This is a genomic window from Salipaludibacillus aurantiacus (genome assembly GCF_900111295.1).
Lineage (GTDB): Bacteria > Bacillota > Bacilli > Bacillales > Salisediminibacteriaceae > Salipaludibacillus > Salipaludibacillus aurantiacus.
Genome location: NZ_FOGT01000003.1, coordinates 312,346 through 338,515 on the forward strand (window position 1 = coordinate 312,346; position 26,170 = coordinate 338,515).

Below are 26,170 nucleotides of genomic sequence, written 5' to 3' on the forward strand. Positions count from 1 at the left end.
CCGTTTAATACATATAAGCCGACCCGATAATGACGAGCAGAATAAACAGGACTAGTATAAGCACAAAGCTGTCTCCATAACCCATTCCGTTATGCGGCGTATAACTCATGGCATACTTCCCCCTTTCTTAGGTCCTATCAGCTTATGCCATAACTATTCACACGGTATGGGCTAAAAATAATTAACTGATATTCAGCCTTCGCTTTTTCCTGTTTATTAGTTATAATGGAGTATTGGAATAACATTAACTTGCTGTTCATTTATAACTTTATTATAGAGAGGAATTTGTTTATGTCAGTTGACACACCGAGACGCACGTTTGCAATTATATCCCACCCTGACGCAGGTAAAACGACATTAACTGAGAAAGTGCTTCTCCTGGGCGGCGGGATTCGCAGTGCCGGAACTGTAAAAGGAAAAAAATCAGGTAAGTTTGCCACATCAGACTGGATGGAAATCGAGAAGCAGAGAGGAATCTCTGTTACTTCCAGTGTCATGCAGCTTCTATACAATGATGTGCAAATTAATATTCTGGATACCCCCGGTCACCAGGATTTCAGTGAGGACACCTACCGTACACTTACAGCTGTGGATACGGCAGTTATGGTCATCGACAGCGTTAAAGGAATCGAAGCCCAGACGTTAAAACTTTTTAAAGTCTGCCGGATGAGAGGTATTCCGATTTTAACGTTTATAAATAAACTTGACCGTGAAGGCAAGGAGCCATTAGACCTTCTTTCTGAGATTGAAGAGACGCTGGAAATGGACACTTATCCTATGAACTGGCCGGTCGGCATGGGAAAACGGCTCAAAGGAATTTACAGTATTCCCGATGACACCGTCGAAATTTATAATGATTCACATGAGAGAGAGATCATCCCTTACAAAGAGGAATCAGTACTGCAGGATTATGAACGCGAGGCTTTGGAAGAAGAAATCATGCTTCTGGAGGAAGCCGGAAATGAGTATTCTCATGAAAAAGTTCAGAACGGGACCTTAACCCCTGTCTTTTTTGGCAGTGCGCTGTCTAATTTCGGAGTACAGTCTTTTCTTGATCAATTTGTTAAACTGGCCGCTCCACCCCAGCCGCGTAAAGCTTCAGGTGAGTCCGTTCCTCCGGAAAGTCCGCAGTTTTCCGGATTTATCTTTAAAATCCAGGCAAATATGAATCCGAATCACCGTGACCGGATTGCATTTTTAAGAGTCTGTTCCGGGCAGTTTGACAGAGGAATGGAAGTGACATTGTCACGGACAGGGAAGAAAATGAAACTGAACCAGTCACATTCCTTTTTTGCTTCCGACAGGGAAACAGTAGAAAGTGCCAAGCCTGGAGATATTGTCGGCTTATATGATTCCGGAAACTTTCAGGTCGGCGACACGATTGTCGGCGGCGGAGAGCGTCTGCAATATGAAGAAATGCCGCAGTTCCCGCCTGAAAAGTTCGCTAAAGTCACTGCCAAAAATGCTCTAAAACATAAGCAGTATCATAAAGGAATCGAGCAGCTCGTCCAGGAAGGAACGATTCAGTTATATAAAACACCGTACTTTGAAGATTATATTATCGGGGCTGTCGGTGAACTTCAGTTCCAGGTATTCGAGTACCGGATGAAAAATGAATATAAAGTGGATATAGAGTTCCAGCATATGACCCACGAACTAGCCAGATGGGTAACAAAAGGAAAAGTCTCTGATGACATGACAGACAGCCGTAAAATGCTTGTTAACGACCAGCAGGGACGCGCCGTCCTCTTATTTGAAAATGACTTTGCCCTCAGGTGGTTCAGCGACAAGCATCCTGACGTTGAGTTATCTACAGGATGGGATATTTTGGAATGATTTATAAACAGAATAAAGCCTGCAGCTTTTAAACTGCAGGCTTCTTAATTTGTTACTTTTCTTTTGACTGATTTTCTCTTTCCTTCTCCCTCACACGAGCGGCACGATAATGACGCAGTGACAAACCAAAGCTTCCTTTCCACACGACCCGACCCGTTACACTGCTTGCAAATATAAATGATGGCCATGTCTTATCACCGCTTTCTTCAATTTATGAAGACATGATGGTAAATTAATTATATCTTTTATTTTCAAACTATTCAATTAATTGTAGAAAGTGCGTGAACTTTTTAATTATAGGGTAAAGAACTAACAAAGCCACAGAGCTCTTAGTAAACGATCTGATTGGAGGGAAAACATGAAAGATATATATGAACAGCTGAAAGAAGTAATAATGGCAATCCTGCCTATGGCTGTATTAATAATTATTTTACAATTTACGGTAATCGGTCTCCCTTTTGATATTTTTTTCCGTTTTATTGCAGGTGTCATCATGGTCGGACTTGGTCTATTTTTGTTTCTCGTAGGCGTACATATCGGTTTGTTACCTATTGGGGATATGATAGGGTCTGCCTTACCTAAAACAAAAAAACCCTGGTTAATTATCCTTATTGGATTTATCCTTGGCGCAGTAGTAACGATAGCTGAACCAGACGTCAGAGTACTTGCTTCTCAGGTGGATCAGGTTTCCGACGGAGCAATTTCCAATTTAGTACTTGTATATGCCGTAGCTATGGGCGTTGGATTCTTCGTGGCCGTGGCGATGGCCAGAACCATTTTCAATATTCCTTTAAAATATATACTGGTGACCGGGTATGCGGCTGTTTTCACTTTAGCTTCTTTCACCCCAGACGCATTTATACCCATATCATTTGATGCAGGCGGAGTAACGACCGGACCTATGACCGTTCCCTTCATACTGGCGCTGGGGGTTGGAGTTGCCTCAGTTTTAAGAGGTAAGCAATCCACTAGTGACGGGTTTGGCCTAGTTGCCTTAGCTTCCATTGGTCCAATAATTTCAGTGATGATTTTGGGAGTGATTTACGGATGATTAGAGTATTGTTTGAAGACATTGAGCATGTTTTAATCGAAGTAACTATGGCGGTCATTCCTTTGCTGATTTTCTTTTTCGTCTTTCAGTTTTTCTTTCTTAAACTGGAAAAAGAAAAGATAAAAAATATAGTGATCGGGATCATTTTTACTTTTGCAGGACTTGTTTTATTTTTGCAAGGTGTTGAAGTTGGATTCTTCCCTGCCGGCGAAGCAATTGGAGAATCCCTGGGAGCCCGGGAAAATACCATGTTCCTTCTTCCTGCATTGGGATTTTTATTCGGACTTGTAGCCACTTTCGCTGAACCGGCTATCAGGATCCTAAATTATGAAGTAGAAAAAGTGACAGCCGGTTCCATATCAAAAAACGTGATGTTAATTACTCTCTCTCTGGGTGTCGGTGTATCTATCGCATTGTCGATGTTCAGAATATTAGCAGGGATACCGTTATGGTGGTTTATCGTACCCGGTTACGCACTTGCCCTTATCCTTATTTTTATTTCTAAAGACCGCTTTATCTCTATTGCTTTCGATGCGGGGGGAGTAGCAACCGGACCAATGACGGTAACATTTATAATGGCTATTGCTGTAGGTGTTGCAACAGTTACAGAAGGCAGGGATCCGTTAGTGGACGGATTTGGTATGATTGCTCTAGTAGCCTTGACTCCTATCATTTCAGTGCTCATACTCGGTCTGATCTACAAACAAAAGGAGCGGATGGAACAATGAATAAACTTCGCAGAGACCACAAGCTCTTAGTCACTATTGTTAAAAAGGGCAAAGCTAAAAAAGTTATGAAAGCAGCTAAATCCGCAGGATCCGAAGGCGGCACAATTTTAATAGGCGCCGGAAGGGGCATCCACGAAAAAAAGAAAGTTTTTGGAGTTGATGCTCTCTATGAGAAAGAACTGGTTCTCAACCTGATCCCTGAAGACATTCTTCCTAATGTGCTGAATGCCGTATTAACAGAAGCCAAACTTTATGAAAAAGGAAAAGGACTGGGATTCATTATTGACATAAAAAAAACAATCGGAATAGCCCATATGAATTACGAGGAAGAAGTAAAGGAGGATATAGAAGAAATGACTGATGATATTAAACATAAAGGATTTGACCTTATAATCACCATTGTGAACAAAGGGGACGCAGGTAAAGTCATTGATGCTTCAAACCGTGGAGGCGCTGAAGGCGGAACGGTTATTAACGGACGCGGAAGCGGTATTCATGAAAAAGCTAAACTTTTTTCCATTGCTATCGAACCTGAAAAAGACGTGGTGCTCACATTGATTAAGAAAAGTTATACTAAAAAAGTTTTAAAAGCTATTGAAGAAGACGTACAAATAAATGAACCTGGAAAAGGAATTTCTTTTGTGCTTCCGGTGGAACAGACAATTGGCATTCACCACCTTATGAAAGAAGCCCCTAAATAAGGGCTCATAAGAAGAAAAAGGAGTGACACTATGCTCAAAGTAAGGGATGTCTTTACCACTATAACAAATGACTTTCCAACAGTAGCACCATCAGCGGACTTTGAGGAAATATTCACATCATTTCAAAATATGAATCCTCTATTCCGCTCAATATTCGTAATTGATATCGACTGCAGGTTAAAAGGAACTATACCAGTCTCTAAAATGATAAAAGGTTTCTCTTTGAAAAAAGGAATCCGCACGCGTCACTCTTATTCTGTTAAAAGTTTATTCCAGTTGACATCTTCTCACATGACTGCTGAAGATTTAATGGTCAAGTGTCCTATCATATATCAAGATGACTCCCTGGAAGAAGCCCTTCAATTTATGGTTGAAAATAATGTTGACGAGCTGCCTGTGCTGGATGAAAATAAGAGAATAGCAGGCCATTTAAATATTTTTGAGCTACTCCAAAATTTTGACTGAAAGGGCTGGATACATTAAGTATCAGCCCCTTTCTGTTTATCCAGGTAATTTAACTTTAGATGGCTTTTTATTAGGATAAAACGCGCTTGAAATCTTTGGAGCAAACTGAAAAAGAATGATGCCTGTGATAGCCGTGGATAAAATGATGACACTGCTAAAAACCATGAGCTCCGCAGAAGCCAAAGCGGCAATTATAATGGAAAACTCTCCCCGCTGAACGAGAGAGAAAGCGGCTCTGAGTGAAACTTTTTTAGAGAGGCCGTAAATTCTTCCTCCAACTACTCCGACTATTAGCTTAGCTACTATTCCCCAAACTATAAGAGTAATAAGAAGACCGGGCATAGGAATTCCTTCACCGAATTCAATTGTTGTTCCAAACCAGATAAAGAATATAGGCAAAGTCAAATCCCTTACAGGAACTATAAGATGTTCCAGCTGCTCCGTTTTCCTTACTTCAGCAATCATAATACCAGCAAGAAAAGCCCCCAATACTTCTGATAAGTTCAAATATAAAGCGATCCCACCATAAGCTAAAGCCGTCCCTGCCACAAAAAGTATAAAAGCATCATAATTCAAATACTTATCGAAAAATTTCTCCAGCTTTTTAAATAAAACCTGTCCCAGGATGACAGCTCCTGCTATCAGCAATATAACTTTAAATGCGATTATACTGAAAGCACCGGCAGTTAAAGCTGTGCCTGCTGTCAAGCCGACTAAAATGGCCACTAAGACGGGAGCCACAAGATCCTCAAAAATTAATAATCCTAATATAAACTCAGATTCGGGGTTAGCCATTCGTTTAGATGTTTCCAGCATTTTAGCGGTAATTGAAGAACTGGTAGCGTAAACTACTCCTCCTATTAATAATGCTTCGATGAGACCTAAACCAAATAATAAAACAATCCCCATAGTTATTCCGATATTTAAAATAACATCCAAAGTACCAGCGGGTGTAACTTTTTTTGCTACATTCATTAGCTGTTTAAGAGGAAATTCCATTCCCAGCATAAAGAACAAAAGAATAATTCCAATTTCCCCCACTAAATAAAGCAATTCTGACTCACCTATAAATGAAGCTAATACCATTCCTAATAATATATATACGATGACTTCAGGTACTTTATAGCGACTTCCAAAAACACCTATAAAAAACATCAGAAGGAATAAAAAGCCGGCCGTAAGGATCACTGGCATCTGAACATCCAATTATATAACCGCCTCTCCTGCGCATAGATCTTCAAACTGACTGATTTCCTCCTGTTTCCCAATAGCCATCAGTGTATCGCCTGCCAAGAGTACCTGATCTACATCAGGGCTCGCAATCACCTCATCAGTTCTGAAAATTCCCACCACCGAAACCCCGGTTTTTTTTCTTATCTCGGAAGCTCCGATTGACTTGTTTACTAACGGTGATTCTTTTTCAAGTTTAATCCATTCAGTTACAATTTGACTTTTAAGAAGTTTCATTTTTTCTGAATCGACAGGCTGGTAAACAGCCCCCAAAAGCTGGGCGCCTAACTCACGTGTTTCATCGGCGGTTAAATCTATGCTGAAGTCTGCCTCATCATTGTCTTTATCATAGAAAAAATACATTTCTCTCTTCCCTGTATGGTGAACTACCAGCACTATCATACTGCCTTCACCAGTTATAAATGAAATTTTTTTGCCTATTCCCGGCAAATCAGTCATTTTAACTTTCATTATTACCCTTCCTTTCGACATTAAATAAGTCTGCACAGTGTATTATATCCTATTCCATTGTCAGTTCCTACACTTACTTTAGTACGCCCCTAGCTAGTGGTCATATGAATGACAGACGGAAACCGTCATTCAGGTGGCAATATCAGCGGAGGTACTCTCTCATACGAATCTGCAAGTATTTTGTTATGTTTTGCTGGCAATTACCTTATAGAAGAAACTTATCCACTTATTGTCCTTCTTTATAATGTATAGGGTCACAGAAGAAACCGTACCGGCTTTAAACCTCTATTTTTTTTAAGCCTGCTCTATTTTCACTACATTGATGGCTGTAGTCTGATTGTGAACTGTTTGCTCATCATAATTAACTGTCGTCTCCTTTCGGATATACTTTGCTGGTTAAACATAAAAAGTATCGTAACGGCCCGGCCATTACGATACTTTTTATTCTGTAAAAATACTCTGTTTGTTTAGTCATGAAGTAATTTTTCATTTTACAGAAGTCGTCTTTTCTTCTGCTGTTGTTTCGAATTTCCTGTAAAGGTTCATAAGATGATCAAGTTCCTGGCTGTAACGAATGGTTTCTGAGGAAGTAAAACCGTGTTTGTTGGCTGAATATATCATTAATTTACGTTTAGCTTCCATTTGGACTTTTAAGGAATTTTTAAAACCCATTGTTTACAATCGCCTCACCTTGAATTACATTCGATTTAGATTCTTCTCATACAATGTTTCAGAAAATTTACAGGTAATGTGTACTTACGATATTTGTAATTTTACCATACTATTATTCATTATTTCCATTATTAAACGCCAAAAAACGAAACTTTTATTAAAATTACACAAAAGTTTATGAAAAAATAACATTTTATTTTATTACAAACTAAAAAGTTTTGCGATAATTCCTCTTTTTTCCCAAAAATGGATTAAAAAATTTCCAGAGGCCTGCATGCCTCTGGAAATTTTCTTTAAATATTATTAACTTTTTCTAAAACATTCTGTTTAATCTCGTCAATCCGTTTATGAACAAGGTCAGCAGAGTCTTCCTTCACTCCGAAATAACATTTTATTTTCGGCTCTGTCCCTGACGGTCTGAGACAGTACCAGGATCCATCTTCAAGCAATATTTTAAGTACATTGGACTGCGGGAGATCAATCGTCTCTGTGTCGCCGCTGCTTATTAAGTGCCGCACACTGGTTTTATAATCCTCAACTGCATATACGCCTTCTGAAAGGTTCCCATTAGAAATGTCATTGCGGAATTCACTCATAATCCGTTGAATCTTCTCTGCTCCTTCTTTGCCTTTAAATACGAAAGAAGCCAAATCTTCATAGTAATAACCATAAGTATCGAAAAGGCTGATCAGCCCTTCATATAAGGTCATTCCCTCCTGCTTGTAATAGGCGCACATCTCTGCGGCTAACAGGCCTGCTTGAATGGCGTCTTTATCTCTTGCAAAAGGCTCGATTAAATATCCGAAGCTTTCTTCGTAGCCGAACAGGAAGGTGTATTCTCCGCTCTCTTCGAACTGGCGGATTTTTTCCCCGATAAATTTAAACCCGGTAAGTACATCTAACGTTTTAACACCGAAAGATTCAGCGATTGTACGGCCTATTTCAGAGGTCACCACTGTTTTAATAACGACCCCGTTTGAAGGAATAAGCCCTTTTTCTTTTTTCTTTTTGAGCAAGTAATCAAGCATCAGGGCTCCTGTCTGGTTACCTGATAATACCTGGTACTTGCCTTCATTATTTTTAACGGCCAGGCCAACGCGGTCTGCATCGGGATCCATAGCAATTAATACATCAGCTCCGGTTTCTTCTCCAAGATTAATTGCCAATTCAAATGCTTCACGCTCTTCAGGATTAGGCGATTTAACCGTTGAAAATTCTGTATCAGGTATTGCCTGCTGTTCCACTACATTCACATTTGTAAACCCTGCCTTCTCAAAAGCTCTCGTCATAGGCTCTTGAGCTGTTCCGTGAAGAGGGGTGAACACGATAGACAGCTCATCTCCTGTTTGGCGGATCAATTCCTTGTCAATAAGCACCGTTTCCAACTGTGCCTGATAGCGGGCATCGATATCTTCCAAGACCCATTCCAGAAGGCCTTGCTGCTCAAGTTTTTCGGCATCTTCTGTCTTTACGTCAAGCTCATCTTCAACCGCATCAACCATGGCTATAAGACGGTCTGCCTCTTCCGGGACAAGCTGTCCGCCATCTTCTCCGTACACTTTAAAACCGTTGTATTCCGGAGGATTATGGCTCGCTGTAATCATGGCCCCTGAATGCGTATTTAATTCACGGACTGCAAAAGAAAGTTCAGGAGTAGGCCGCAATTCCTTAAACAGATACGTTTTAACGCCGTTCGCCCCGAACGTGCAGGCAGCTTCAAGAGCAAATTCTTTCGACATTCTCCGGTTATCGTGGGCGATTACTATCCCTTTATCAGCGGCTTCCTGTCCGGCGTTTTTTATAAACTGGGCCAGGCCCTGGGCTGCTTTTCTGATGGTGTAAATGTTCATCCTGTTCGTGCCTGGCCCGATCTCTCCGCGCATGCCTCCGGTCCCAAACTCCAGGTTTTTATAGAAACAGTCCTCTAGAGACTTTTCGTCATCTTCAAACTGAAGGAGCTCTTCTTTAATATTTTTATCCAGTCCTGTTTTTGATTTCCATTTCTCATACTGCTGTTTCCAATCCATTTAGTTTCCTCCTCTTTATATATAGGCAACGTTCTTAAGTTTAGTTATACGCAATTTCCTGCCTATAGTAAAGAGGTTTCACATTAATTTTTTTCTTTTGCTGCCACAGGATTTACAGCATAGAAAATTTCTTCTTCAAGACGTTCAATGTGCCGGTCACGTTCTTCCTCACTCCAGTGAAAACGGTCAGACATATACTTCAAGACTCCTATTTTATGTTGTTTAACAAAGTCTATATCAAAGAATAAGGCGCTCGTACGTCGGTTAAAGAAATCAATTGGTGAAACTACCATTTCCTCTTCGATTCCATATACGAGAGAAGCGTAGACACTTGCAGGCAGCCCGTAATGTTTGCCCTCATCTCCGGAAGTTTCTAATATCTCATATACTCTCGCTACATTGGAACCATAAAGACGGGTAAGTTTCCTGGCCTCTTTCTCACTCAGGCCAATCTCTTTTCCTTTTTTCGTCCAGTTCTCTATAAACGTTTCCAGCTGGTCGGAGCCTCCGACATCACCGCCCGACAGAACGATTTTTTCTGTGGTGCACTTTTCAGGAACTCCGAGTTCCTTCGCTGTCAAATCGACAATCCGTTCAGCCATTTTCCGGTAACCAGTCAACTTTCCTCCGGCAATGGATAAAAGGCCGGATTCTGATTCAAAAATCTCATCCTTACGTGAGATTTCTGATGCATCCTTACCTTCTTCATGAATAAGCGGACGAAGCCCTGCCCAGCTCGATTCCACATCTTCCCTTTGGAGCTTCACTGAAGGGAACATATAATTGGTCGCATCAATAAGATAGGTTAAATCATCTTCGGTCATTCGAGGAGATGCAATATCTTCAGCATAATGAGTGTCCGTCGTACCTACATAAGTTTTCCCGTCTCTTGGAATTGCAAAGACCATCCGGCCGTCTCCCTCGGTGTCGAAATAAACGGCCTGTTTCAAAGGAAAACGGGATTGGTCGATGACAATATGGACACCTTTCGTTAAATAAAGGAACTTCCCTTTCTTAGAGCGGTCTTTTTCCCTTAATTCGTCCACCCATGGCCCTGCAGCGTTAACGACTTTCTTAGCCCGGATATGGTGAATTTCCCCGCTGACCAGGTCTTTTACTTTAGCACCAGTTACTTTGCCATTTTCATATAAGAGTGACTCGGCTTTTGTATAGTTGACTGCTTTTGTCCCTCTGTGAACAGCTTCTTTTAAAATTTCGAGAGTTAATCTTGCATCATCCGTCTTATACTCGACGTATACACCGCTTCCTTTCAACGTGTCCTGTCGAAGGAGAGGTTCCTTTTTCATAGTTTCTTTCTTGCTTAACATATTTCGTCTTTCTTTACGTTTAACGCCTGCTAGAAAATCATAGACTTTTAATCCCATGGACGTGGCAAACTTTCCAAAAGTTCCCCCCTGGATAATCGGAAGCAGCATCCATTCAGGGTTAGTCACATGAGGCGCATTCTCGTAAACGATCGCTCTTTCTTTTCCTACTTCAGAAACGATTTTAAATTCAAACTGTTTTAAATATCTCAACCCGCCGTGTACGAGCTTTGTCGAGCGGCTTGATGTTCCTGCTGCATAATCCTGCATTTCAACAAGCCCGGTCGTCATGCCTCTGGAAGTCGCATCCAGTGCGATCCCCGCGCCTGTGATTCCTCCGCCGATTACTAGAAGGTCGAGTTCATTTTCACTCATCTGGTTTAAATATGATTGCCGTTGAACTGCTGAAAAAGGTTTTACCATTTGAGACATCCTTTCCTGGTGGGAAGGAGGCTATACAGAAAAAGACCACAACATCCTAAGCATGAAAGGAAATCCTTTTATGCTTAAGTGCTGTGGTCTCTCCATATCTCCAGACCTTCATCATTAATTTAAGGTCATTATATCATAGTTTTTAATTTAATTGTATTAAATAGTCTGTTTTTTCTTTTTCTTAAATGCCATCGTTGCCTCGACCGCCGTTTTCCAGCCCTCATATAATTCTTCACGCATGTCATTATCCATTTCAGTATTAAACGTTTTATCAATATGCCACTGCTGGGCGATTTCTTCTTTATTTTGCCAGAATCCCACAGCGAGTCCTGCCAAATAAGCTGCCCCCAGGGCCGTTGTTTCCTGGATCTCCGGCCGGTCAACAGGCACGTCAAGAATATCACTCTGGAACTGCATTAAGAAGTTGTTGGCGACTGCCCCTCCGTCAACTCGTAACGTTTTAACATCGATCCCGGAATCAGCAACCATGGCTTCCAGTACATCGCGTGTCTGGTAAGCAAGGGATTCAAGTGTCGCACGTATAAAATGTTCTTTCTCCGTTCCTCTCGTAAGACCGAATATCGCACCGCGAACTTCACTATCCCAGTAAGGTGTTCCCAATCCGACAAACGCAGGTACCATATAGACTCCGTCAGTTGATTCCACTCTCGACGCATATCCTTCGGTTTCCGGTGCCGATTTAAGCATTCTTAATCCGTCCCTTAGCCATTGAATCGCTGAACCAGCTACAAAAATACTTCCCTCAAGTGCATATTCCACTTTTCCGTCAATTCCCCAGGCGATGGTAGTCAACAGCCCGTGATTGGACTTAACCGCCTCTTCTCCTGTATTCATAAGCATAAAGCAGCCTGTCCCATAAGTATTTTTAGCCATCCCTTTCTCAAAGCATGCCTGTCCGAATAAAGCTGCCTGCTGGTCTCCCGCAGCCCCGGCGATTGGCACTTCTTCTCCAAAGAAATGGTAACTGATCGTTTTAGCGTATTCTTCAGAAGAAGGCTTTACTTCAGGAAGCATCGATTGTGGAACACCGAGAATATCAAGAAGTTCCTCATCCCATTTTAATTCATGAATGTTATACATAAGCGTACGGGAAGCATTTGTATAATCTGTGACGTGGGCTGTACCTCCGGAAAGTTTCCAAATAAGCCACGTATCAATGGTTCCGAATAAAAGTTTGCCCTGTTCTGCTTTTTCTCTCGCCCCTTCAACATTATCAAGGAGCCATTTCACTTTTGTACCGGAAAAATAAGCATCAATTAATAATCCCGTTTTATCCCTGAAAAGATCGTTATGGCCTTGTTCTTTCAGTTCCTGACAAATATCATCAGTCTGGCGGGACTGCCACACAAGCGCGTTATATATCGGCCGGCCTGTATCTTTTTCCCATACCACCGTGGTTTCACGCTGATTTGTAATCCCGATTGAGGCAATCTCTTTAGGTGATACATCCTGATTACTGAGTACTTCTGCGATAACCCCTAAGATTGAAGACCAGATTTCATTAGCATTATGCTCTACCCAGCCTGGCTTAGGAAAAATCTGCCTGAACTCTTTCTGGGCAACATCTACGATTTTCCCCTCTTTGTTAAATAAAATCGCTCTTGAACTAGTAGTCCCCTGGTCTAATGCTAATACATATTTCTTTTCCATGTTAATTTCCCCCTATGCTTGTTTTTGTTCAGGATTGTGATAAGTATCTTCCAAACTCTTAGGCTGTAACTCTTTTTGATCCATTTTATAAGAGATAAACAGAACAATGAAAAACAATACAATGAAAAGCCACAGAGCCGGATTTACAACTCCTTCAAATAAAGCGACGTAACTCAATGTTCCTAATGCTCCTCCTATAATCGGTCCTGCAATAGGTATCCACGCATAGGACCAGCCGGAACCGCCTTTGTTATGAATGGGCAATATAGCATGAGCAATTCTTGGTCCTAAATCACGCGCAGGGTTAATTGCATACCCTGTCGTCCCACCTAAAGACATACCAATGACGACGATTAAAAATCCAACGAGAAGAGGGTCAAGCCCACCTGCATCATTGGCACCTAATGCAAGGATACCAAATAATAATACAAATGTGCCTATAACTTCACTAAAATAGTTTGATGGTGTATGTTTGATTGCGGGAGCTGTAGCAAATACCCCATGTTTTGCCCCTTGATCTTCTGTATTTCTGAAATGAGGATAATACACACAGAAAACCAGTGCGGCACCGGTAAATGCTCCGGCTACCTGTGCCCCAATATAAGCTGGCACACTCGACCACGCAAAATCCCCAATTAACGCTAAGCCTACTGTTACTGCAGGGTTAATATGGCCGCCGCTGATTTCTCCAATCATATAAACCGACATGGCCACACCAAGACCCCAGGCAAAAGTGATTAAAACCCATCCTGTGCCTTCTGATTTTGTCCCTTTAAGGACTACCCCTGCTACGACACCTCCCCCGAAGACAATAAGCATCATCGTACCTAAAAACTCAGCTAATACAGGCGACATTCCTTTTCCCCCTCTTAAAAGATTGGAAGACAAAAGAGACCAACAGAATTCTCCCTGGCGTCAAATCACTCCAGGTGAATTTCCGTTGGTCTCCATAGTCTCCACGAAAAAATTATTAACTTGTCCTTTATTAAAACAGAGGATGTAAGCGTTGTCAACAAAAGGAAGATAATTAAAATAATTAATTATCTGATGTTCTATTAAAGTCCGTGATCCCGGTTCCAAAGTTCTTTATTAGACGTTGTCACAGCAGTTGCCCCGGCATCAATCGCAGCCTGGACTTCTTTTTCTGTCCGGATGAGTCCCCCGGCTATTATAGGCGTATTTGTTTTTTCATAAATTTCCTGAATAATATGCGGAATAATGCCAGGGAGCACTTCGATGCAGTCAGGCTGTATTGTTTCGAGCATATTGTAGCTCGACTCCAAAGCGATTGAATCGAGAAGAAACAACCGTTGTACTGTGATCAACTTCGCCTTTTTAGCTGTTAATAAAACATTCTTTCTCGTAGATATTAATCCTGCCGGCCTGATATCCCTGCATAGAAACTGGGCGCCGTACTCATCGCTTTTCAGCCCCTGAACCAAATCTGCGTGCAGCAATACTTTCTTATCATGGTCGCGCAGCATCTTAACGAGGCTTTTCAGCTGACCGATATGAGTATTTAATAGAACGATGTATTCGTAATCTGTTTGTGCTACTTTATCCAGATCCTTCAAGTCGCGTATGGCTGGAAGAATCATTGAGTTTGAGAAATGCATGGTTTCCTCCTTTTCCTTCTGTGAACTCATGTAACAGATATTATAGCAGAACACAGAAGAAAAAAGATCACATTTCTGTGTCAGTTGTACCTAAAGAGAAAACTGTCTGTTTTTCGTAAATGTCTCCTTTATCAACCAGGTAGGTTTCAGTCTCGTTTGGAGGCATTTGAGTTTCCAGGCATATCCCGTCATATTTTTTCCCTTCGCTTCCATTTAATTCAGGCTTTTGTTCAATTTGATTGCCTGAATAAACAACTATCGCAGGGTCCTCTGTTTCAACAGCCAGCGTTCTTCCGGATTTGGGATCACTCAGCCGTGCTTTTACTTTAGGCTGTTCATCTAATAAAAAGGGATGGTCAAGCCCTCCCTTAACAATTTCCAACTGCTTATCTTCCTGTTCAATTGCATCCCTGATCGGTTTTCCAGCCCGAAAATCAAACGCAGGATGCCTGTCCACATCTGTTGTTCCAATCGGAATGGAGTCTGGAGCTAACTCGTAAAATTTACTGCTGGACAATTGCAAAATATGGTCTAATACAGTCGTTTTCTTATCCCCGCTTAAGTTAAAATACGTATGATTCGTTAAGTTAATTGGTGTCTTCTCATCCGGTTCAGCCCAGTATGAAATAACCAGCTTGTTCTCATCCGTTAACTCATAGACAACTTTAAAAGATACCTCCCCCGGATAACCATCCTCACCGTCCGCGCTTACACACTCAAATGTCAGTCTCGCTTCATCCTGAATCACATCCCATATTTTCCTGGACAGTCCTTTAAATCCTCCATGCAGATGATTATTCCCATCATTTTTGTCCAGTTGAAGAGAACGTCCGTCAAAGTTGAGAATTCCTTCTGCCGTCCTTCCGGCTGTACGGCCTGCTACCACCCCTAAATAATGCGGGTTATTTTCGTAATCAGAGATATCACTGTAATTAATAACTATGTTTTCTTTTTTCCCATATTGGTCAGGGACCAGCAGCTCAATAATCGCTGCTCCGTAATTTAGCGCGGTAAGAGAGACTCCCCGGCTGTTTTCAATAGTGTAAGAAAAAATATCCTGGCCATTAAAACTCGCAACTTTCTTCTTCATTCTAACTCCCTCGTTTCTGTATGTAATTTCCGGTAATTTCCCGGTGTTAATCCTTCTTTTTTGCGGAAAGTAGCTATAAAATGGCTGACGTCTTCAAAGCCTGTCATCCGGCTGATTTCTTTCAAAGGCAGTTCCGGCTCCTTGATAAGAAATTCTTTCGCTTTCCTGATCCGAACCTGAACTAAATAGGAATAAGGACTTGTCCCCATTGTTTCTTTAAATAGTTTAGATAAATACTGGCTGCTTATGCCTGCTTTTTGTTCCATTTCCTGAAGACCAATATTTTGGCTGTAATAGTGACTCATCCAGTCAATCAATGGTTCGATACGGGCCATTTTACTCGTGAGAGAAGGTTGAAAATTAAACGCGCCATACTTTCTTAATAAAATTAAAAAATTATATATATAACTGGAAACTTCAAGAGGTAAAGCCCTTGGCTGTTTCCTAACGTTTTCCATAAGATCCATAAGCGTCTTTTGGAGTTTATTGTCTTGTGTATCTTTTAAAACGACAGCCTGATTTAATTTTAAACCGAGCAGAATCGATTCCGCTGCTCCCCCGCCAAACGTTAAATAAACCGTTGCCCATTGTTTTCCAGCTGGCTCATATTGGTGGGGAATGTTAGCCGGTAAAAATATCCCCTCCCCTTCATTAAGGGTAAATATTTCAGACCCTGTCCGGAAGTTCCCTTCCCCGCTAACCGTTTGCAGCCAATGAATATACGGATAACCCGCAGGCCTGGAAATAGTACTTTCCTGTGAGTTGTAACCAATGGTTTCAATAAACAGAGGGAGGGACTTGTCATGAGCGGAAAAAGAATATCTTCGGCTGCTGAATAAATTTTCCGGCACCTGTTCTCCCTCCCTGTAAGTTATAATAGGTCTATTTTACACAAAAACTTCCTTCATGGAAAGCGACTTATGAAAGCCCTTTTCTAAAGACTTTAAAACCATAAGGTTCAAGAAGGATTCGTTCCTCACTCATTTTACCGGAAAGCATGTCTGTTAGTCCGTTATTGTCCCTACACAGTTCAATATAAACTTCCGACTCATTAAAATTCATTAAAAAGATAAATTCTTCTTGTCCGTTTGTCCGCTTCTGGGCACTCACTCCTGCAGGGAGATCAGCATTCAACACAGGTTTAAGACTGGTCTCTGATATAACGGCAGACAGAAAATCAAGCTGGAATATACTGCAGTTACGGGAAGCAACATAGTAAGCTTTCCCTTTGCCAAACTGGTTTACCGTGAGCGCAGGGGTTCCTGCATAGAAATCATTCGAATAAGCTGCCAGTGCTTCGGCTGTCTCCAGATGAATGAGGTCACAGAGCTCTTTTGCTGTATAGCTCCCTGTAAGCCCTAAATGGTTTGGTGTCTTGAAATCAACGGCATTTGTTTCCCCATCTACGAGACTGTCAATTTCTTCAGAATAAATCCCCAGTACATTTTTCAAGGGACCTGGAAAACCTCCTAAAAAGCAGAGGTCCGATTCATTAACGATTCCTGACCAGTAAGTGGTCACAAGGGTGCCCCCATCTTTTACAAACTGTTCTAATTTCTCAGCAGCACCCGCCCTAATCATATAAAGCATTGGGGCAATGACTAATTTATACCGTGAAAAATCTGCTTCCATATCCACAATATCAGCAGGAATTCCTTTTTCCCAAAAAGGTCTGTAATGTTCTTCTACTGTTTCTTCATAATGCATGCCGATATTTCTTGGCCCCTGGGCATCTTTTAACGCCCACCTGTTTTCCCAGTCATAAATAATGGCTGCTTCAGGCTGCACACTCGTCCCGCTTATTTCATAAAGTTTTTCCAAAGTCTCCCCTGTCTTCTGCACCTCTTTAAACACTCGTGTTTTATCGGTCCCATCGTGCCCCACGACTGCTCCATGGAATTTTTCGCTGGAGCCCCTGCTTTTCCGCCACTGAAAATACTGGACAGTATCAGAACCATGAGCTATTGCCTGAATAGAGGAAAGAAGATGCATTCCAGGACGTTTAAGCTTACTGTAACTTTGCCAGTTGGTCATGCTTGGCGTGCTCTCCATAAGCATGAATGGCTGGCCGCCTTTAAAAGAGCGGTTTAAATCGTGCAAGAGGCCAACTCTTGCTGCCAGTTTGCTTCCATCCCGCGGGACATGCCAGTCCGGATAGGCATCCCACGAAATAATGTCGAGTATCTCTGTGAATTTCCAATAATTTAATCCTTCATAATCTCCCATAAAATTAGTTGTCACCGGAATCTTCGGGTTCTTTTCTCTGAGCGGTTTCACTTCATGTTTTAAAAAGTCAACTGTCTGGTCGGTTACAAACCTTTTCCAATCAAGGTTCAGGCCGTGAACCATATTTTCGCCCACAGGCGATGGGGACTCAATTTGGGACCAGTCAGTATATGTATGGCTCCAAAATGACGTCCACCAATCATGGTTTAATTTATCAAGCGACTTATATTTGGTTTCCAGCCAGGCTCGGAAAGCATCCTGGCAATAATCACAGTGGCACTCTCCCCCATACTCATTAGAAATATGCCAGCCAATTACCGCTGGATGTTGGCTGTATCTTTCTGCCAGCTCAGTGTTAATAATTGATACTTTTTCGCGGTATTTTGGCGAGGTGTAACAGTGATTATGCCTGAAGCCATGCAGATTACGCATCCTTCTCTCTGTGACTCGCAGAACTTCGGGATATTTTTGGGAAAGCCATGCAGGCCTTGCACCGCTCGGTGTAGCCAGGAATACGAATACGCCATTCTTGTAGAGCCGGTCAAGTACCTCATCCATCCACTCAAATGTAAAACGGCCTTCTTCCGGTTCGAGTGATACCCAAGAAAAAATACCTACAGACATCACATTGCATTTTGCTTTTTTCATCAGTTTCAAGTCTTCTTCGAAAATATGAGGGTAATCCTTCCATTGTTCAGGGTTGTAATCGGCACCATGAAGCAGACCGGGGGCCTTCTCGTTCAAAGGCGGGAAAACTACAGGTTCAGTCATTAGGCATGCCCCTTTCAATAAATATAAATATACTCTTATTGTATAAAGGGATGATCAGTAAGTATATATGGAGCTTCACTTCTAGAGTATAAGAATCTGAAAGTCTTCAGGAAGGCAAAAAAGCCGAACAAAATTTTTGAAGAATTTTGTTCGGCGTTCTTTTTGAGAAAAGGAGTGATTTTAGTCCGCCAATCGGACGCTTGCCCAGAGGCTTGTCTTCAGCTAAATTCAACTCAGCTTGGAACTTCGTTGAATTGGATCTTCAAACTGCGCTAATCCCTGTGGCGTCACCGCCTTCTGTCCTTCAATCAAAAAAGCTGAGGGTATTTAAAAATTGGTAAAACTAAAAGTAACCACCTTAAAAATGTCTGATAAAATTATTGTTCGTCTTTTACAAACTTGTCTTTAGTTTTGTCCCAGTTCCATTCAACAAGGTGCACCATTCTTATTCATTGGGTTTGTCCCTGTCTAGTCATTTTTAATCAATAGTCAAAATAAACTTCATACAAGTCTTTTCTCCGGTCGCGCAATTGTGTGACATTTCCTGATTTACGATGGCGCCTTAAAAGTTCCAGGTCCACATCTCCCACGACCACGGTTTCTATATTCGGATGGCATTCCCCAACAATTCCGTCTCTCGGAAAAGCAAAATCAGATGGGGTGAATATTCCTGACTGGGCATACTGGATGTCCATATTTTCCACATGGGTCAAGTTCCCCACAGTACCTGCAATCATCGTGTAAACTTGGTTTTCTACAGCTCTGGCCTGCGCACAATAACGGACTCGCAAATATCCTTGCCGTTCATCTGTACAGAAAGGAGTAAAAATTATATTAGCGCCTTTCTCTGTAGCAATTCGGCCAAGCTCTGGAAATTCAATATCATAACAAATTTGAATGGCAATTTTCCCGCAGTCAGTATCAAAGACTTCCACTTTGTCACCGCCGTGAATCCCCCAGAACTTTCTTTCATTAGGGGTAATATGAATCTTATATTGTTTCTCAATGGTCCCGTCACGCCTGAACAAATAGGCAATGTTATAAATCTTCCCGCTCTCTTCTACAAAGTGAGAGCCTCCAATAATATTAATATTGTATTTTATCGCCAGGTCTGTGAATAAATTAATATAGTCCTCTGTGAAATCTGTTAAGCGGCGAATCGCCCGGCTGGGGCTTTTTTCCTCAATAAATGAAAGCAGCTGGGTTGTAAAAATTTCCGGAAATACAACGAAATCAGACGCATAACTCGCCCCCACATCTGCGTAATATTCACACTGCTGGGCAAATTCCTCAAAAGAATTGATTTTCTTCATCATATATTGGATCGCGCATATCCTTACTGGGAACGCTGTTTTAAAATGGCGTTTTGTCGTCGGTCTGTAATCTACGTTATTCCATTCCATTAAAGTAGCGTACTTCATAGAGGCTTCATCATCTAATAAATAATTTCGGTTAATTCTTTTTAACGTAAAACCATTCATCACTTGAAAAGTTAGTACCGGGTCGAATATATTATGATGAATCACTTCTTCCACATATTGGCGCGGCGTTAATTCAGGTGAATGTTTTCTGTAGTTGGGAATTCTACCCCCAATTATAATACTTTTAAGATTTTTCTCTCTCGCCAGCTCTTTTCGAGCTTCATAAAGGCGCCGGCCGATTTTCATACGGCGGTAGTCGGGGTGAACGGCTACCTCGATGCCATATAAATTGTACCCCTCATCGTCATGGTTTGTAATATAACCTTCATCTGTTATCTCATCCCAAGTATGCTGATCATCATACTCATCAAAGTTAATTATTAAACTCGAGCATGATCCTATGATTTCTCCTTCCAGCTCTACACAAAACTGGCCTTCCGGGAACATTTCCAAATGGCTCATAAGGTGGGACCTTTTCCACGGCTCCATGTTTGGAAAGCATATTTTAGAAAGCTTAATAATATCTTCTATATCCTCATGCCTAATATTTCGTATAATTACTTTTTTTTCAAATTTGGACATATCCAGCGGGCTCATAATGTTCATCCTTTCCAGGCAGCAATCGTGATGAATATCTTTACTTAATCTAATGGATTTAGTGCTAAAAAGCAAACGATTTTACCTGTGTAAAAAAACGTACCAGCATGTTGCTGGTACGTTTTCTTTCAGAAAGGAACTGATGGTGTTTGTTATCGGCTGCCTTTTTCGTAAGGCTGGTTGAGAGCCTTTGGAGGTTCAGCCTTACCAACAAACCCGGCAAGAGCCAGAATGGTTAAAACATAAGGCAGTATAAGCATATATACTTGAGGGACATTTTCCAAGCCAGGAATCTGCTGGGCCGAGATACTTAAGGCCTGAGCAAACCCGAAGAACACAGCCGCACCCATTGCACCAAACGGATGCCACTTACCAAATATGAGGGCTGCTAACGCCATAAACCCTTGTCCTGTAATTGTCCCTCCGGCAAAGTTACCGGCTGTAGTAATTGCATAAACAGCACCACCCATGCCTCCGAACGCTCCACTCAGCATTACACCGATGTACCGCATACGGTTAACTTTAATACCCATCGTGTCTGCTGCCATTGGATGTTCACCTACTGATCGCAGGCGAAGACCGAATGGTGTTTTAAAAACAACATACCATACAAGGATGGCCAGAGCGAAGGCGATATAAGTTGTAAGATAAACTCTCGAGAAAAACATTGGACCTATAATAGGTATATCACTTAAAAACGGAACGTTGATTCTAAAAATCCTTGCTGAAATCGTATCAGTTTGTCCCTTATCAAACACTTCACGGACAATAAAAACGGTTAAACCGACTGCCAGAAAGTTAAGAGCCACACCGCTCACTATTTGATCCGCTCTGAGTGAGATCGAGGCTACGGCATGGAAAAGAGAAAAAATGGCTCCCAGCACAATTGCTACCAATATTCCCATCCATGGCGACGCAAAACCAAAACCAAGAGATTCAAAAAATAAAGTGCCGACGATACCAGCAAAGGCACCCATCACCATGAGACCTTCCAGGCCAATATTTACAATCCCTGAACGTTCACTGAACAAACCGCCCATTGCAGTAAGAAGTAAAGGGGTAGCTGCGATTAGGGCAGCCGGTACAATGGTATAAAGGATCTGTAACGTCATATCCATTTATTTCCCCTCCTTCTTGCTTTGCACACGGCTATAGATCCAGCGAATCAGATAGCTTGAAGCTACAAAGAAAATAATTAAAGCAATGATTATTTCAACAAGTTCAGGAGCAACCCCAGCTTGACCCTGCATGTTATTTGCCCCTTCTTTAAGGCCGCCAAATAAGAAGGCTGAAAGGAAAATACCAATGGAAGTGCTAGATCCTAATAAGGCAACGGCAATTCCATCAAACCCTAAATTCGTAAACCCAGGCAAAATATTAGCATAATTATAAGTTCCCAGCCCTACCATAGCTCCGCCTACCCCGGCAAACGCGCCGGAAACAGACATAGAAAGGATAATATTCAAATTTACATTCATTCCTGCATATGAGGAAGCATGCTTGTTGTATCCAACTGAACGAAGTTCAAAACCTTTCTTTGTTTTCCATAAAATAAACCACATCAGAAAACAGGCTGCTATAGCAATTAAAAATCCCCAGTGCAGACGTGAAAAGTCAGTTATAGCTGACAAATAATCTGAAGAAAGGGAAGCTGAATCGTTAATAAATGCCGTTCTCTGCCCTGACTCTAACATATAATTTCTTATAAAGTGGTTCACCACGTGCATGGCGATATAGTTCATCATAATCGTTACAATAACTTCGTGTACCTGAAACCGGGCTTTTAGGACCCCTGGTACAAAACCCCATAATGCACCTGCAAGAGCTCCGCCAAGAATTGCCAGTGGTAAATGAATAATCATAGGAGCTTCTATCACAATTCCTACAAGTACAGACACAAACCAGCCTACAATCAATTGGCCTTCAACACCAATATTCAGAAGCCCTGTTCTGAAAGCAAATGCAACAGCAAGCCCAGAAAAAATTAACGGTGTCATCCGCTGGAGTGTTTCACCAAAATAATAGATATCTCCAAATATCCCTTGAATTAAAGCGACATAACCGGTAATCGGATTATTTCCGCTGATGAGCATAATGATTCCGCCGGCAAGGAAACCGAATCCAATGGCAATCAAAGGAATCATTATTCCGAAGAGTTTTCCTTTAAACATATTTGTCATTACTTAGGCTCACCCGCTTCCTTTTTACCGCCAGCCATAAGAAGACCTAGCTCTTTTTCGTCAGTTTCTTTTGCATTAACTATTTCTACGATTTCACCTTCATATATTACGGCGATTCTGTCACTTACGTTAAGCACCTCATCAAGCTCTAATGAAACGAGAAGCACAGCACGCCCTTTATCTCTTTCTTCTATTAGCTTACGGTGAATAAATTCAATAGCTCCCACGTCGAGTCCGCGGGTAGGCTGGGCCGCAATAAGCAGATCAGGTGAACGGTCAACTTCCCGGGCAATGATTGCTTTTTGCTGGTTTCCGCCTGATAGAGAACGCGCCATTGTTTTTTCGTTCGGTGTGCGGACGTCATATTCTTCGATTAATTCACGTGCTTTTTCGTACATTTTAGGATAATTCAAGACACCATTTTTCGTATAAGGCTTTTGGTAATAAGTTTGTAGTAATATATTTTCTCCTACCGTGAATTCAAGCACTAAGCCATGTTTATGACGGTCTTGCGGAATGTGGCCTACACCTGCTTCAGTTACTTTACGTGGTTTAAAGGCCGTAATATCCTTACCGGAGACGTTAATTGTACCGCTTTTAGCTTGTCTTAAACCGGTAATGGCTTCGATTAATTCTGTCTGGCCGTTCCCGTCTACACCTGCTACCCCTATAATTTCCCCTGCTTTTACGTTCAGGTTCAGTCCGTTAACGACACCTATTCCCCTTGCATCTTCGACGTGTAAATCCTTTATGGATAGAACATTGTCTTTTGGTTTTGCTGCTTCTTTTTCTACTTCAAAACTGACTTCCCGTCCAACCATCATTTCAGCCAGGCTGTTTTCTGTGGAATCTGCCACGTCAACCGTACCAATTCCTTTACCGCGCCGAATGACTGTACAGCGATCACATACTTGCATGATTTCTTTTAATTTATGGGTAATTAAAATGATAGACTTTCCCTCATTGATAAGATTTTTCATAATTTGAATAAGTTCTTTAATTTCTTGAGGAGTCAATGCTGCTGTTGGTTCATCAAAAATAAGTATATTTGCGCCGCGATAGAGGGTCTTCAATATCTCAACACGTTGCTGCATACCTACTGAAATATCTTCAATTTTAGCATTCGGATCTACTTTTAAGCCGTAACGGTCAGATATATCAGCTACATCTTTAACCGCTTTCCGGTGATCAATAGTTCCTTTATTCACCGGTTCACTGCCCAGAATAATGTTTTCTGTAACAGTAAAAGTCTGTACGAGCATAAAGTGCTGGTGGACCATTCCGATACCCAGGTCATTTGCCACATTGGGGTCTGTGACTTCAACTTTTTTACCTCTCACCTTAATCTCGCCTTTTTCCGGCTGGTACAAACCGAACAAGACGTTCATCAAGGTTGATTTCCCCGCCCCGTTCTCGCCCAGTAATGCATGAATTTCGCCTTGTTTGACCTGCAATGTAATATTGTCATTGGCAACGATACCGGGAAATTCTTTTCTTATATTGTTCATCTCGATTACGTATTCCAATGTAAACACTCCTATCGTACTCATAAGAAAAACGTGTCTTTTTGACATGGCTTACGGCCGGACCTTTCGCCCTGCATTCCGTCTTTCTAATGACGAGAGACCGAACTGAATTCCTGTGCCAATTCTCTATAAGAGTCTTCTTTGTGTATGAACAAAGGCTAGTACAAGACTAGCCTTTAGTTCGAAACTTATTTAAAAGAAATAGATCTGTTTAAATTAAAGTGAGCTTTGGAAATCCTCATACTCTTCATCTGTTTCAGGAACGTCTATTTCCCCGTTAATAATCATTTCCTCATAGTCTTCCACTGCTTCGATTGCTTCGTCAGAGACGTTATCGCGTGTTTCCGCAATTCCAACTCCATCATCTTCCAGACCGAATTCCAGGATTTCTCCGCCAGGGAAATTACCGTTCATTGTATCTTCAGACACCTGGTATACTGCTTCGTCTACACGCTTAACCATAGAAGTTAAAATAACGTTTCCTTCATCCCATTCACCTTCGGTTAGAGCCTGATCCTGGTCTACACCGATAGCCCAGACATTTTCACCGTTACGGGCACGGTCAATTGCCTCCGTGAAGAGTCCGTTTCCAGTACCGCCGGCTGCGTGATAAATAATATCTGCGCCACCTGCATACATCGTATCAGCGATTTGCTGACCGCGGGATGCGTCATTAAAGTCCTGGGCGTATTGAACATTAACCTCAATATCAGAGTCTACGTATTTCACACCAGCTTTAAAGCCGTTTTCAAACTTTTTGATAAGAGGACTTTCAACCCCACCGATAAAACCAACCTCATTGGTCTCAGTATGCATAGCGGCAACCACCCCTACAAGGAATGAACCTTCATGCTCGGCAAAGGTAATATTAGCAATGTTAGAAACAGGCTCATCGTCGTCTCCCATTACTACAGTATCTACAATTGCAAACTGCTGATCTTCATTTTGCTGGGCCACTGTACGAATATCATCTTCCATTAAGAAACCGATTGCGAAAGTAATATCTGTCCCTTCACGAGCAAGCCTGTTTAAGTTAGGAGCATAGTCAGAAGCATCATTTGACTGGATATAATCCACGTCTGCCTCAGGGTAATCTTCACCGAAAGCCGTCAAACCTGCCCAAGCAGATTCATTAAATGAACGGTCATCTACACCGCCGGTATCAGTTACCATTTTAGAAGAGAAACCTTCATCATCCCCTGCAGCTTCATTGTTGCCTTCTGCCGTTTCGTTTTCATTATTGTTTCCCCCGTCATTGACAGGAGTTGTGTCCTCATCGCCTTCGCCGCACGCAGCAAGAAGTGTCCCGGCTGCCAGAACAGAAGACATGAGCATCATGAAACGTTTTTTCATCTGTAAATCCCCCTTGAAATTGTATTTTGTCCGCCATCAAATATGTATGTTAGATGATGACAGTTCAACCACTATTATGACATAAAATGAAGAAAAATATAATCTTAAAAACGTTTTCAAAAAGGGATTATATGTTTATTTATTGGTACGATGTCTGACAACTTCAACTGTCAAACTTCTCCTTTTATCAACGTTTTTTGATTCGTGATAAATATATCATTATTTTTAGAGATAATAAATAGTTTTTTTGAAGAAATTTATATTTTGTTTTACAATTTAATGAACCGCTTACATAAATGATTTTTTAACCCTCTTCTTGTCCAAATTATGTTAAGATTACATACAAAGACTTTATCACCAAAATGGGAGGGATGATTTTGAAAGAACTTAGTGTCCTGGTGTGTGATGATACGGAACTTGTGAGGACACAGCTGAAAGAAACACTGGCTTCTATAGGCGTCCAGACCATAATTGAAGCAAAAGACGGATCAGAAGCTGTTTCGCTTTGCAGAAAATTAAACCCCGACCTTGTGTTTATGGATATTATTATGCCGAATAAAGACGGTATCGCAGCCTTAAAAGAGATCGTCCAAATCAATCCCGGGATAAAAGTGATTATGACGTCTTCCTGCTCGCAGCAGTCTCATTTACGCAAGGCATTATACCTTGGAGCTTATACGTTTATTCAGAAACCTATAAGTGAAATTGTGATTCGGGATATACTATATAAATATTTAGACGAAAATACTAAAACAACTACAAAAGTTTGATGCGGCGTGTC

General features: G+C 41.5%; 23 protein-coding genes. 6 read left to right on the plus strand and 17 right to left on the minus strand.

The genetic code is table 11. The features are described 5' to 3' along the window. Window positions 1–4: 4 nt before the first annotated feature. Complete coding sequence (locus BMW59_RS05400) at window positions 5–109, minus strand: YjcZ family sporulation protein (RefSeq protein ID WP_093048389.1); 105 nt, start codon at window positions 107–109, stop codon at window positions 5–7. A 182-nt stretch (window positions 110–291) separates the two neighbouring features. Between BMW59_RS05400 and BMW59_RS05405 the strand changes: the two genes are divergently transcribed. The 5 genes from BMW59_RS05405 (at window position 292) to BMW59_RS05425 (ending at window position 4,781) form a co-directional block, all read left to right on the plus strand. After that, a complete protein-coding gene (locus BMW59_RS05405) occupies window positions 292–1,836 on the plus strand; it encodes a peptide chain release factor 3 (RefSeq protein ID WP_093048392.1) in 1,545 nt (514 codons plus the stop codon). A 358-nt stretch (window positions 1,837–2,194) separates the two neighbouring features. Next, complete coding sequence (locus BMW59_RS05410; protein ID WP_093048395.1) at window positions 2,195–2,887, plus strand: DUF1538 domain-containing protein; 693 nt, start codon at window positions 2,195–2,197, stop codon at window positions 2,885–2,887. Beyond that, window positions 2,884–3,615: a DUF1538 domain-containing protein gene (locus BMW59_RS05415; RefSeq protein ID WP_093048398.1), complete on the plus strand. Its 732-nt coding sequence runs from the start codon at window positions 2,884–2,886 to the stop codon at window positions 3,613–3,615. The genes BMW59_RS05410 and BMW59_RS05415 overlap by 4 nt, the downstream gene beginning before the upstream one ends. Continuing rightward, window positions 3,612–4,316 (plus strand): P-II family nitrogen regulator, encoded by a 705-nt coding sequence (locus BMW59_RS05420; RefSeq protein WP_093048401.1) that lies wholly within the window; start codon window positions 3,612–3,614, stop codon window positions 4,314–4,316. The genes BMW59_RS05415 and BMW59_RS05420 overlap by 4 nt, the downstream gene beginning before the upstream one ends. 30 nt (window positions 4,317–4,346) lie before the next feature. Then, window positions 4,347–4,781 carry a CBS domain-containing protein gene (locus BMW59_RS05425; protein WP_093048404.1) on the plus strand — a complete coding sequence of 145 codons (435 nt, stop codon included), beginning with the start codon at window positions 4,347–4,349 and terminating at the stop codon, window positions 4,779–4,781. Window positions 4,782–4,817: 36 nt separating this feature from the next. Here the strand turns inward: BMW59_RS05425 and BMW59_RS05430 are convergent, their stop codons facing one another. The 16 genes from BMW59_RS05430 to BMW59_RS05505 form a co-directional block, all read right to left on the minus strand. Then, window positions 4,818–5,987 carry a cation:proton antiporter gene (locus tag BMW59_RS05430; RefSeq protein WP_245732952.1) on the minus strand — a complete coding sequence of 390 codons (1,170 nt, stop codon included), beginning with the start codon at window positions 5,985–5,987 and terminating at the stop codon, window positions 4,818–4,820. Further along, a complete protein-coding gene (locus BMW59_RS05435) occupies window positions 5,988–6,482 on the minus strand; it encodes a cation:proton antiporter regulatory subunit (RefSeq protein ID WP_093048407.1) in 495 nt (164 codons plus the stop codon). Between the two features lie 486 nt (window positions 6,483–6,968). Next, entirely contained in the window at window positions 6,969–7,154 is a 186-nt protein-coding gene (locus tag BMW59_RS05440) for an aspartyl-phosphate phosphatase Spo0E family protein (protein WP_093048410.1), read from the minus strand. Window positions 7,155–7,447: 293 nt separating this feature from the next. Next, window positions 7,448–9,181, minus strand: a complete 1,734-nt coding sequence (locus tag BMW59_RS05445; protein ID WP_093048414.1) for a phospho-sugar mutase — start codon at window positions 9,179–9,181, stop codon at window positions 7,448–7,450. 83 nt (window positions 9,182–9,264) lie between these two features. Continuing rightward, window positions 9,265–10,929 (minus strand): glycerol-3-phosphate dehydrogenase/oxidase, encoded by a 1,665-nt coding sequence (locus BMW59_RS05450; protein ID WP_093048417.1) that lies wholly within the window; start codon window positions 10,927–10,929, stop codon window positions 9,265–9,267. A 165-nt stretch (window positions 10,930–11,094) separates the two neighbouring features. Further along, the gene (gene glpK / locus BMW59_RS05455) at window positions 11,095–12,609 is read right to left on the minus strand and encodes a glycerol kinase GlpK (protein WP_093048420.1); all 1,515 of its coding nucleotides are present in this window, start codon (window positions 12,607–12,609) and stop codon (window positions 11,095–11,097) included. A gap of 12 nt (window positions 12,610–12,621) precedes the next feature. After that, the gene (locus tag BMW59_RS05460) at window positions 12,622–13,464 is read right to left on the minus strand and encodes an MIP/aquaporin family protein (protein WP_093048423.1); all 843 of its coding nucleotides are present in this window, start codon (window positions 13,462–13,464) and stop codon (window positions 12,622–12,624) included. Window positions 13,465–13,664: 200 nt separating this feature from the next. After that, the gene (locus BMW59_RS05465) at window positions 13,665–14,225 is read right to left on the minus strand and encodes a glycerol-3-phosphate responsive antiterminator (RefSeq protein WP_093048426.1); all 561 of its coding nucleotides are present in this window, start codon (window positions 14,223–14,225) and stop codon (window positions 13,665–13,667) included. A 67-nt stretch (window positions 14,226–14,292) separates the two neighbouring features. Continuing rightward, the gene (locus BMW59_RS05470; RefSeq protein ID WP_093048429.1) at window positions 14,293–15,315 is read right to left on the minus strand and encodes an aldose epimerase family protein; all 1,023 of its coding nucleotides are present in this window, start codon (window positions 15,313–15,315) and stop codon (window positions 14,293–14,295) included. Continuing rightward, window positions 15,312–16,166 (minus strand): AraC family transcriptional regulator, encoded by an 855-nt coding sequence (locus tag BMW59_RS05475; RefSeq protein ID WP_093048432.1) that lies wholly within the window; start codon window positions 16,164–16,166, stop codon window positions 15,312–15,314. The genes BMW59_RS05470 and BMW59_RS05475 overlap by 4 nt, the downstream gene beginning before the upstream one ends. 67 nt (window positions 16,167–16,233) lie before the next feature. Next, window positions 16,234–18,312 (minus strand): beta-galactosidase, encoded by a 2,079-nt coding sequence (locus tag BMW59_RS05480; RefSeq protein WP_093048435.1) that lies wholly within the window; start codon window positions 18,310–18,312, stop codon window positions 16,234–16,236. 482 nt (window positions 18,313–18,794) lie between these two features. Continuing rightward, on the minus strand, window positions 18,795–20,330 hold the full coding sequence (locus BMW59_RS05485) for a GNAT family N-acetyltransferase (protein ID WP_177174193.1): 1,536 nt from the start codon (window positions 20,328–20,330) through the stop codon (window positions 18,795–18,797). Window positions 20,331–20,482: 152 nt separating this feature from the next. Beyond that, on the minus strand, window positions 20,483–21,448 hold the full coding sequence (locus tag BMW59_RS05490) for an ABC transporter permease (protein ID WP_093048438.1): 966 nt from the start codon (window positions 21,446–21,448) through the stop codon (window positions 20,483–20,485). After that, the gene (locus BMW59_RS05495; protein ID WP_177174194.1) at window positions 21,449–22,501 is read right to left on the minus strand and encodes an ABC transporter permease; all 1,053 of its coding nucleotides are present in this window, start codon (window positions 22,499–22,501) and stop codon (window positions 21,449–21,451) included. A gap of 8 nt (window positions 22,502–22,509) precedes the next feature. After that, window positions 22,510–24,036, minus strand: coding sequence for an ABC transporter ATP-binding protein (locus tag BMW59_RS05500; protein WP_093048443.1), 1,527 nt, complete (start codon window positions 24,034–24,036; stop codon window positions 22,510–22,512). 216 nt (window positions 24,037–24,252) lie between these two features. Next, window positions 24,253–25,389, minus strand: coding sequence for a BMP family lipoprotein (locus tag BMW59_RS05505; RefSeq protein WP_093048446.1), 1,137 nt, complete (start codon window positions 25,387–25,389; stop codon window positions 24,253–24,255). Window positions 25,390–25,766: 377 nt separating this feature from the next. On the opposite strand from BMW59_RS05505, the gene BMW59_RS05510 reads away from it, so the two are divergent. Continuing rightward, the gene (locus tag BMW59_RS05510) at window positions 25,767–26,159 is read left to right on the plus strand and encodes a response regulator transcription factor (protein ID WP_425441254.1); all 393 of its coding nucleotides are present in this window, start codon (window positions 25,767–25,769) and stop codon (window positions 26,157–26,159) included. Window positions 26,160–26,170 lie beyond the last annotated feature (11 nt).

Excerpts from the sequence above, each read along its gene's own strand:
- BMW59_RS05400 (WP_093048389.1), bottom strand. The coding sequence starts at position 109 with ATGAGTTATACGCCGCATAACGGAATGGGTTATGGAGACAGCTTTGTG.
- BMW59_RS05405 (WP_093048392.1), top strand. The coding sequence starts at position 292 with ATGTCAGTTGACACACCGAGACGCACGTTTGCAATTATATCCCACCCT.
- BMW59_RS05410 (WP_093048395.1), top strand. The coding sequence starts at position 2,195 with ATGAAAGATATATATGAACAGCTGAAAGAAGTAATAATGGCAATCCTG.
- BMW59_RS05415 (WP_093048398.1), top strand. The coding sequence starts at position 2,884 with ATGATTAGAGTATTGTTTGAAGACATTGAGCATGTTTTAATCGAAGTA.
- BMW59_RS05420 (WP_093048401.1), top strand. The coding sequence starts at position 3,612 with ATGAATAAACTTCGCAGAGACCACAAGCTCTTAGTCACTATTGTTAAA.
- BMW59_RS05425 (WP_093048404.1), top strand. The coding sequence starts at position 4,347 with ATGCTCAAAGTAAGGGATGTCTTTACCACTATAACAAATGACTTTCCA.
- BMW59_RS05435 (WP_093048407.1), bottom strand. The coding sequence starts at position 6,482 with ATGAAAGTTAAAATGACTGATTTGCCGGGAATAGGCAAAAAAATTTCA.
- BMW59_RS05440 (WP_093048410.1), bottom strand. The coding sequence starts at position 7,154 with ATGGGTTTTAAAAATTCCTTAAAAGTCCAAATGGAAGCTAAACGTAAA.
- BMW59_RS05445 (WP_093048414.1), bottom strand. The coding sequence starts at position 9,181 with ATGGATTGGAAACAGCAGTATGAGAAATGGAAATCAAAAACAGGACTG.
- BMW59_RS05450 (WP_093048417.1), bottom strand. The coding sequence starts at position 10,929 with ATGGTAAAACCTTTTTCAGCAGTTCAACGGCAATCATATTTAAACCAG.
- glpK (WP_093048420.1), bottom strand. The coding sequence starts at position 12,609 with ATGGAAAAGAAATATGTATTAGCATTAGACCAGGGGACTACTAGTTCA.
- BMW59_RS05460 (WP_093048423.1), bottom strand. The coding sequence starts at position 13,464 with ATGTCGCCTGTATTAGCTGAGTTTTTAGGTACGATGATGCTTATTGTC.
- BMW59_RS05465 (WP_093048426.1), bottom strand. The coding sequence starts at position 14,225 with ATGCATTTCTCAAACTCAATGATTCTTCCAGCCATACGCGACTTGAAG.
- BMW59_RS05470 (WP_093048429.1), bottom strand. The coding sequence starts at position 15,315 with ATGAAGAAGAAAGTTGCGAGTTTTAATGGCCAGGATATTTTTTCTTAC.
- BMW59_RS05480 (WP_093048435.1), bottom strand. The coding sequence starts at position 18,312 with ATGACTGAACCTGTAGTTTTCCCGCCTTTGAACGAGAAGGCCCCCGGT.
- BMW59_RS05485 (WP_177174193.1), bottom strand. The coding sequence starts at position 20,330 with ATGAGCCCGCTGGATATGTCCAAATTTGAAAAAAAAGTAATTATACGA.
- BMW59_RS05490 (WP_093048438.1), bottom strand. The coding sequence starts at position 21,448 with ATGGATATGACGTTACAGATCCTTTATACCATTGTACCGGCTGCCCTA.
- BMW59_RS05495 (WP_177174194.1), bottom strand. The coding sequence starts at position 22,501 with ATGTTTAAAGGAAAACTCTTCGGAATAATGATTCCTTTGATTGCCATT.
- BMW59_RS05505 (WP_093048446.1), bottom strand. The coding sequence starts at position 25,389 with ATGAAAAAACGTTTCATGATGCTCATGTCTTCTGTTCTGGCAGCCGGG.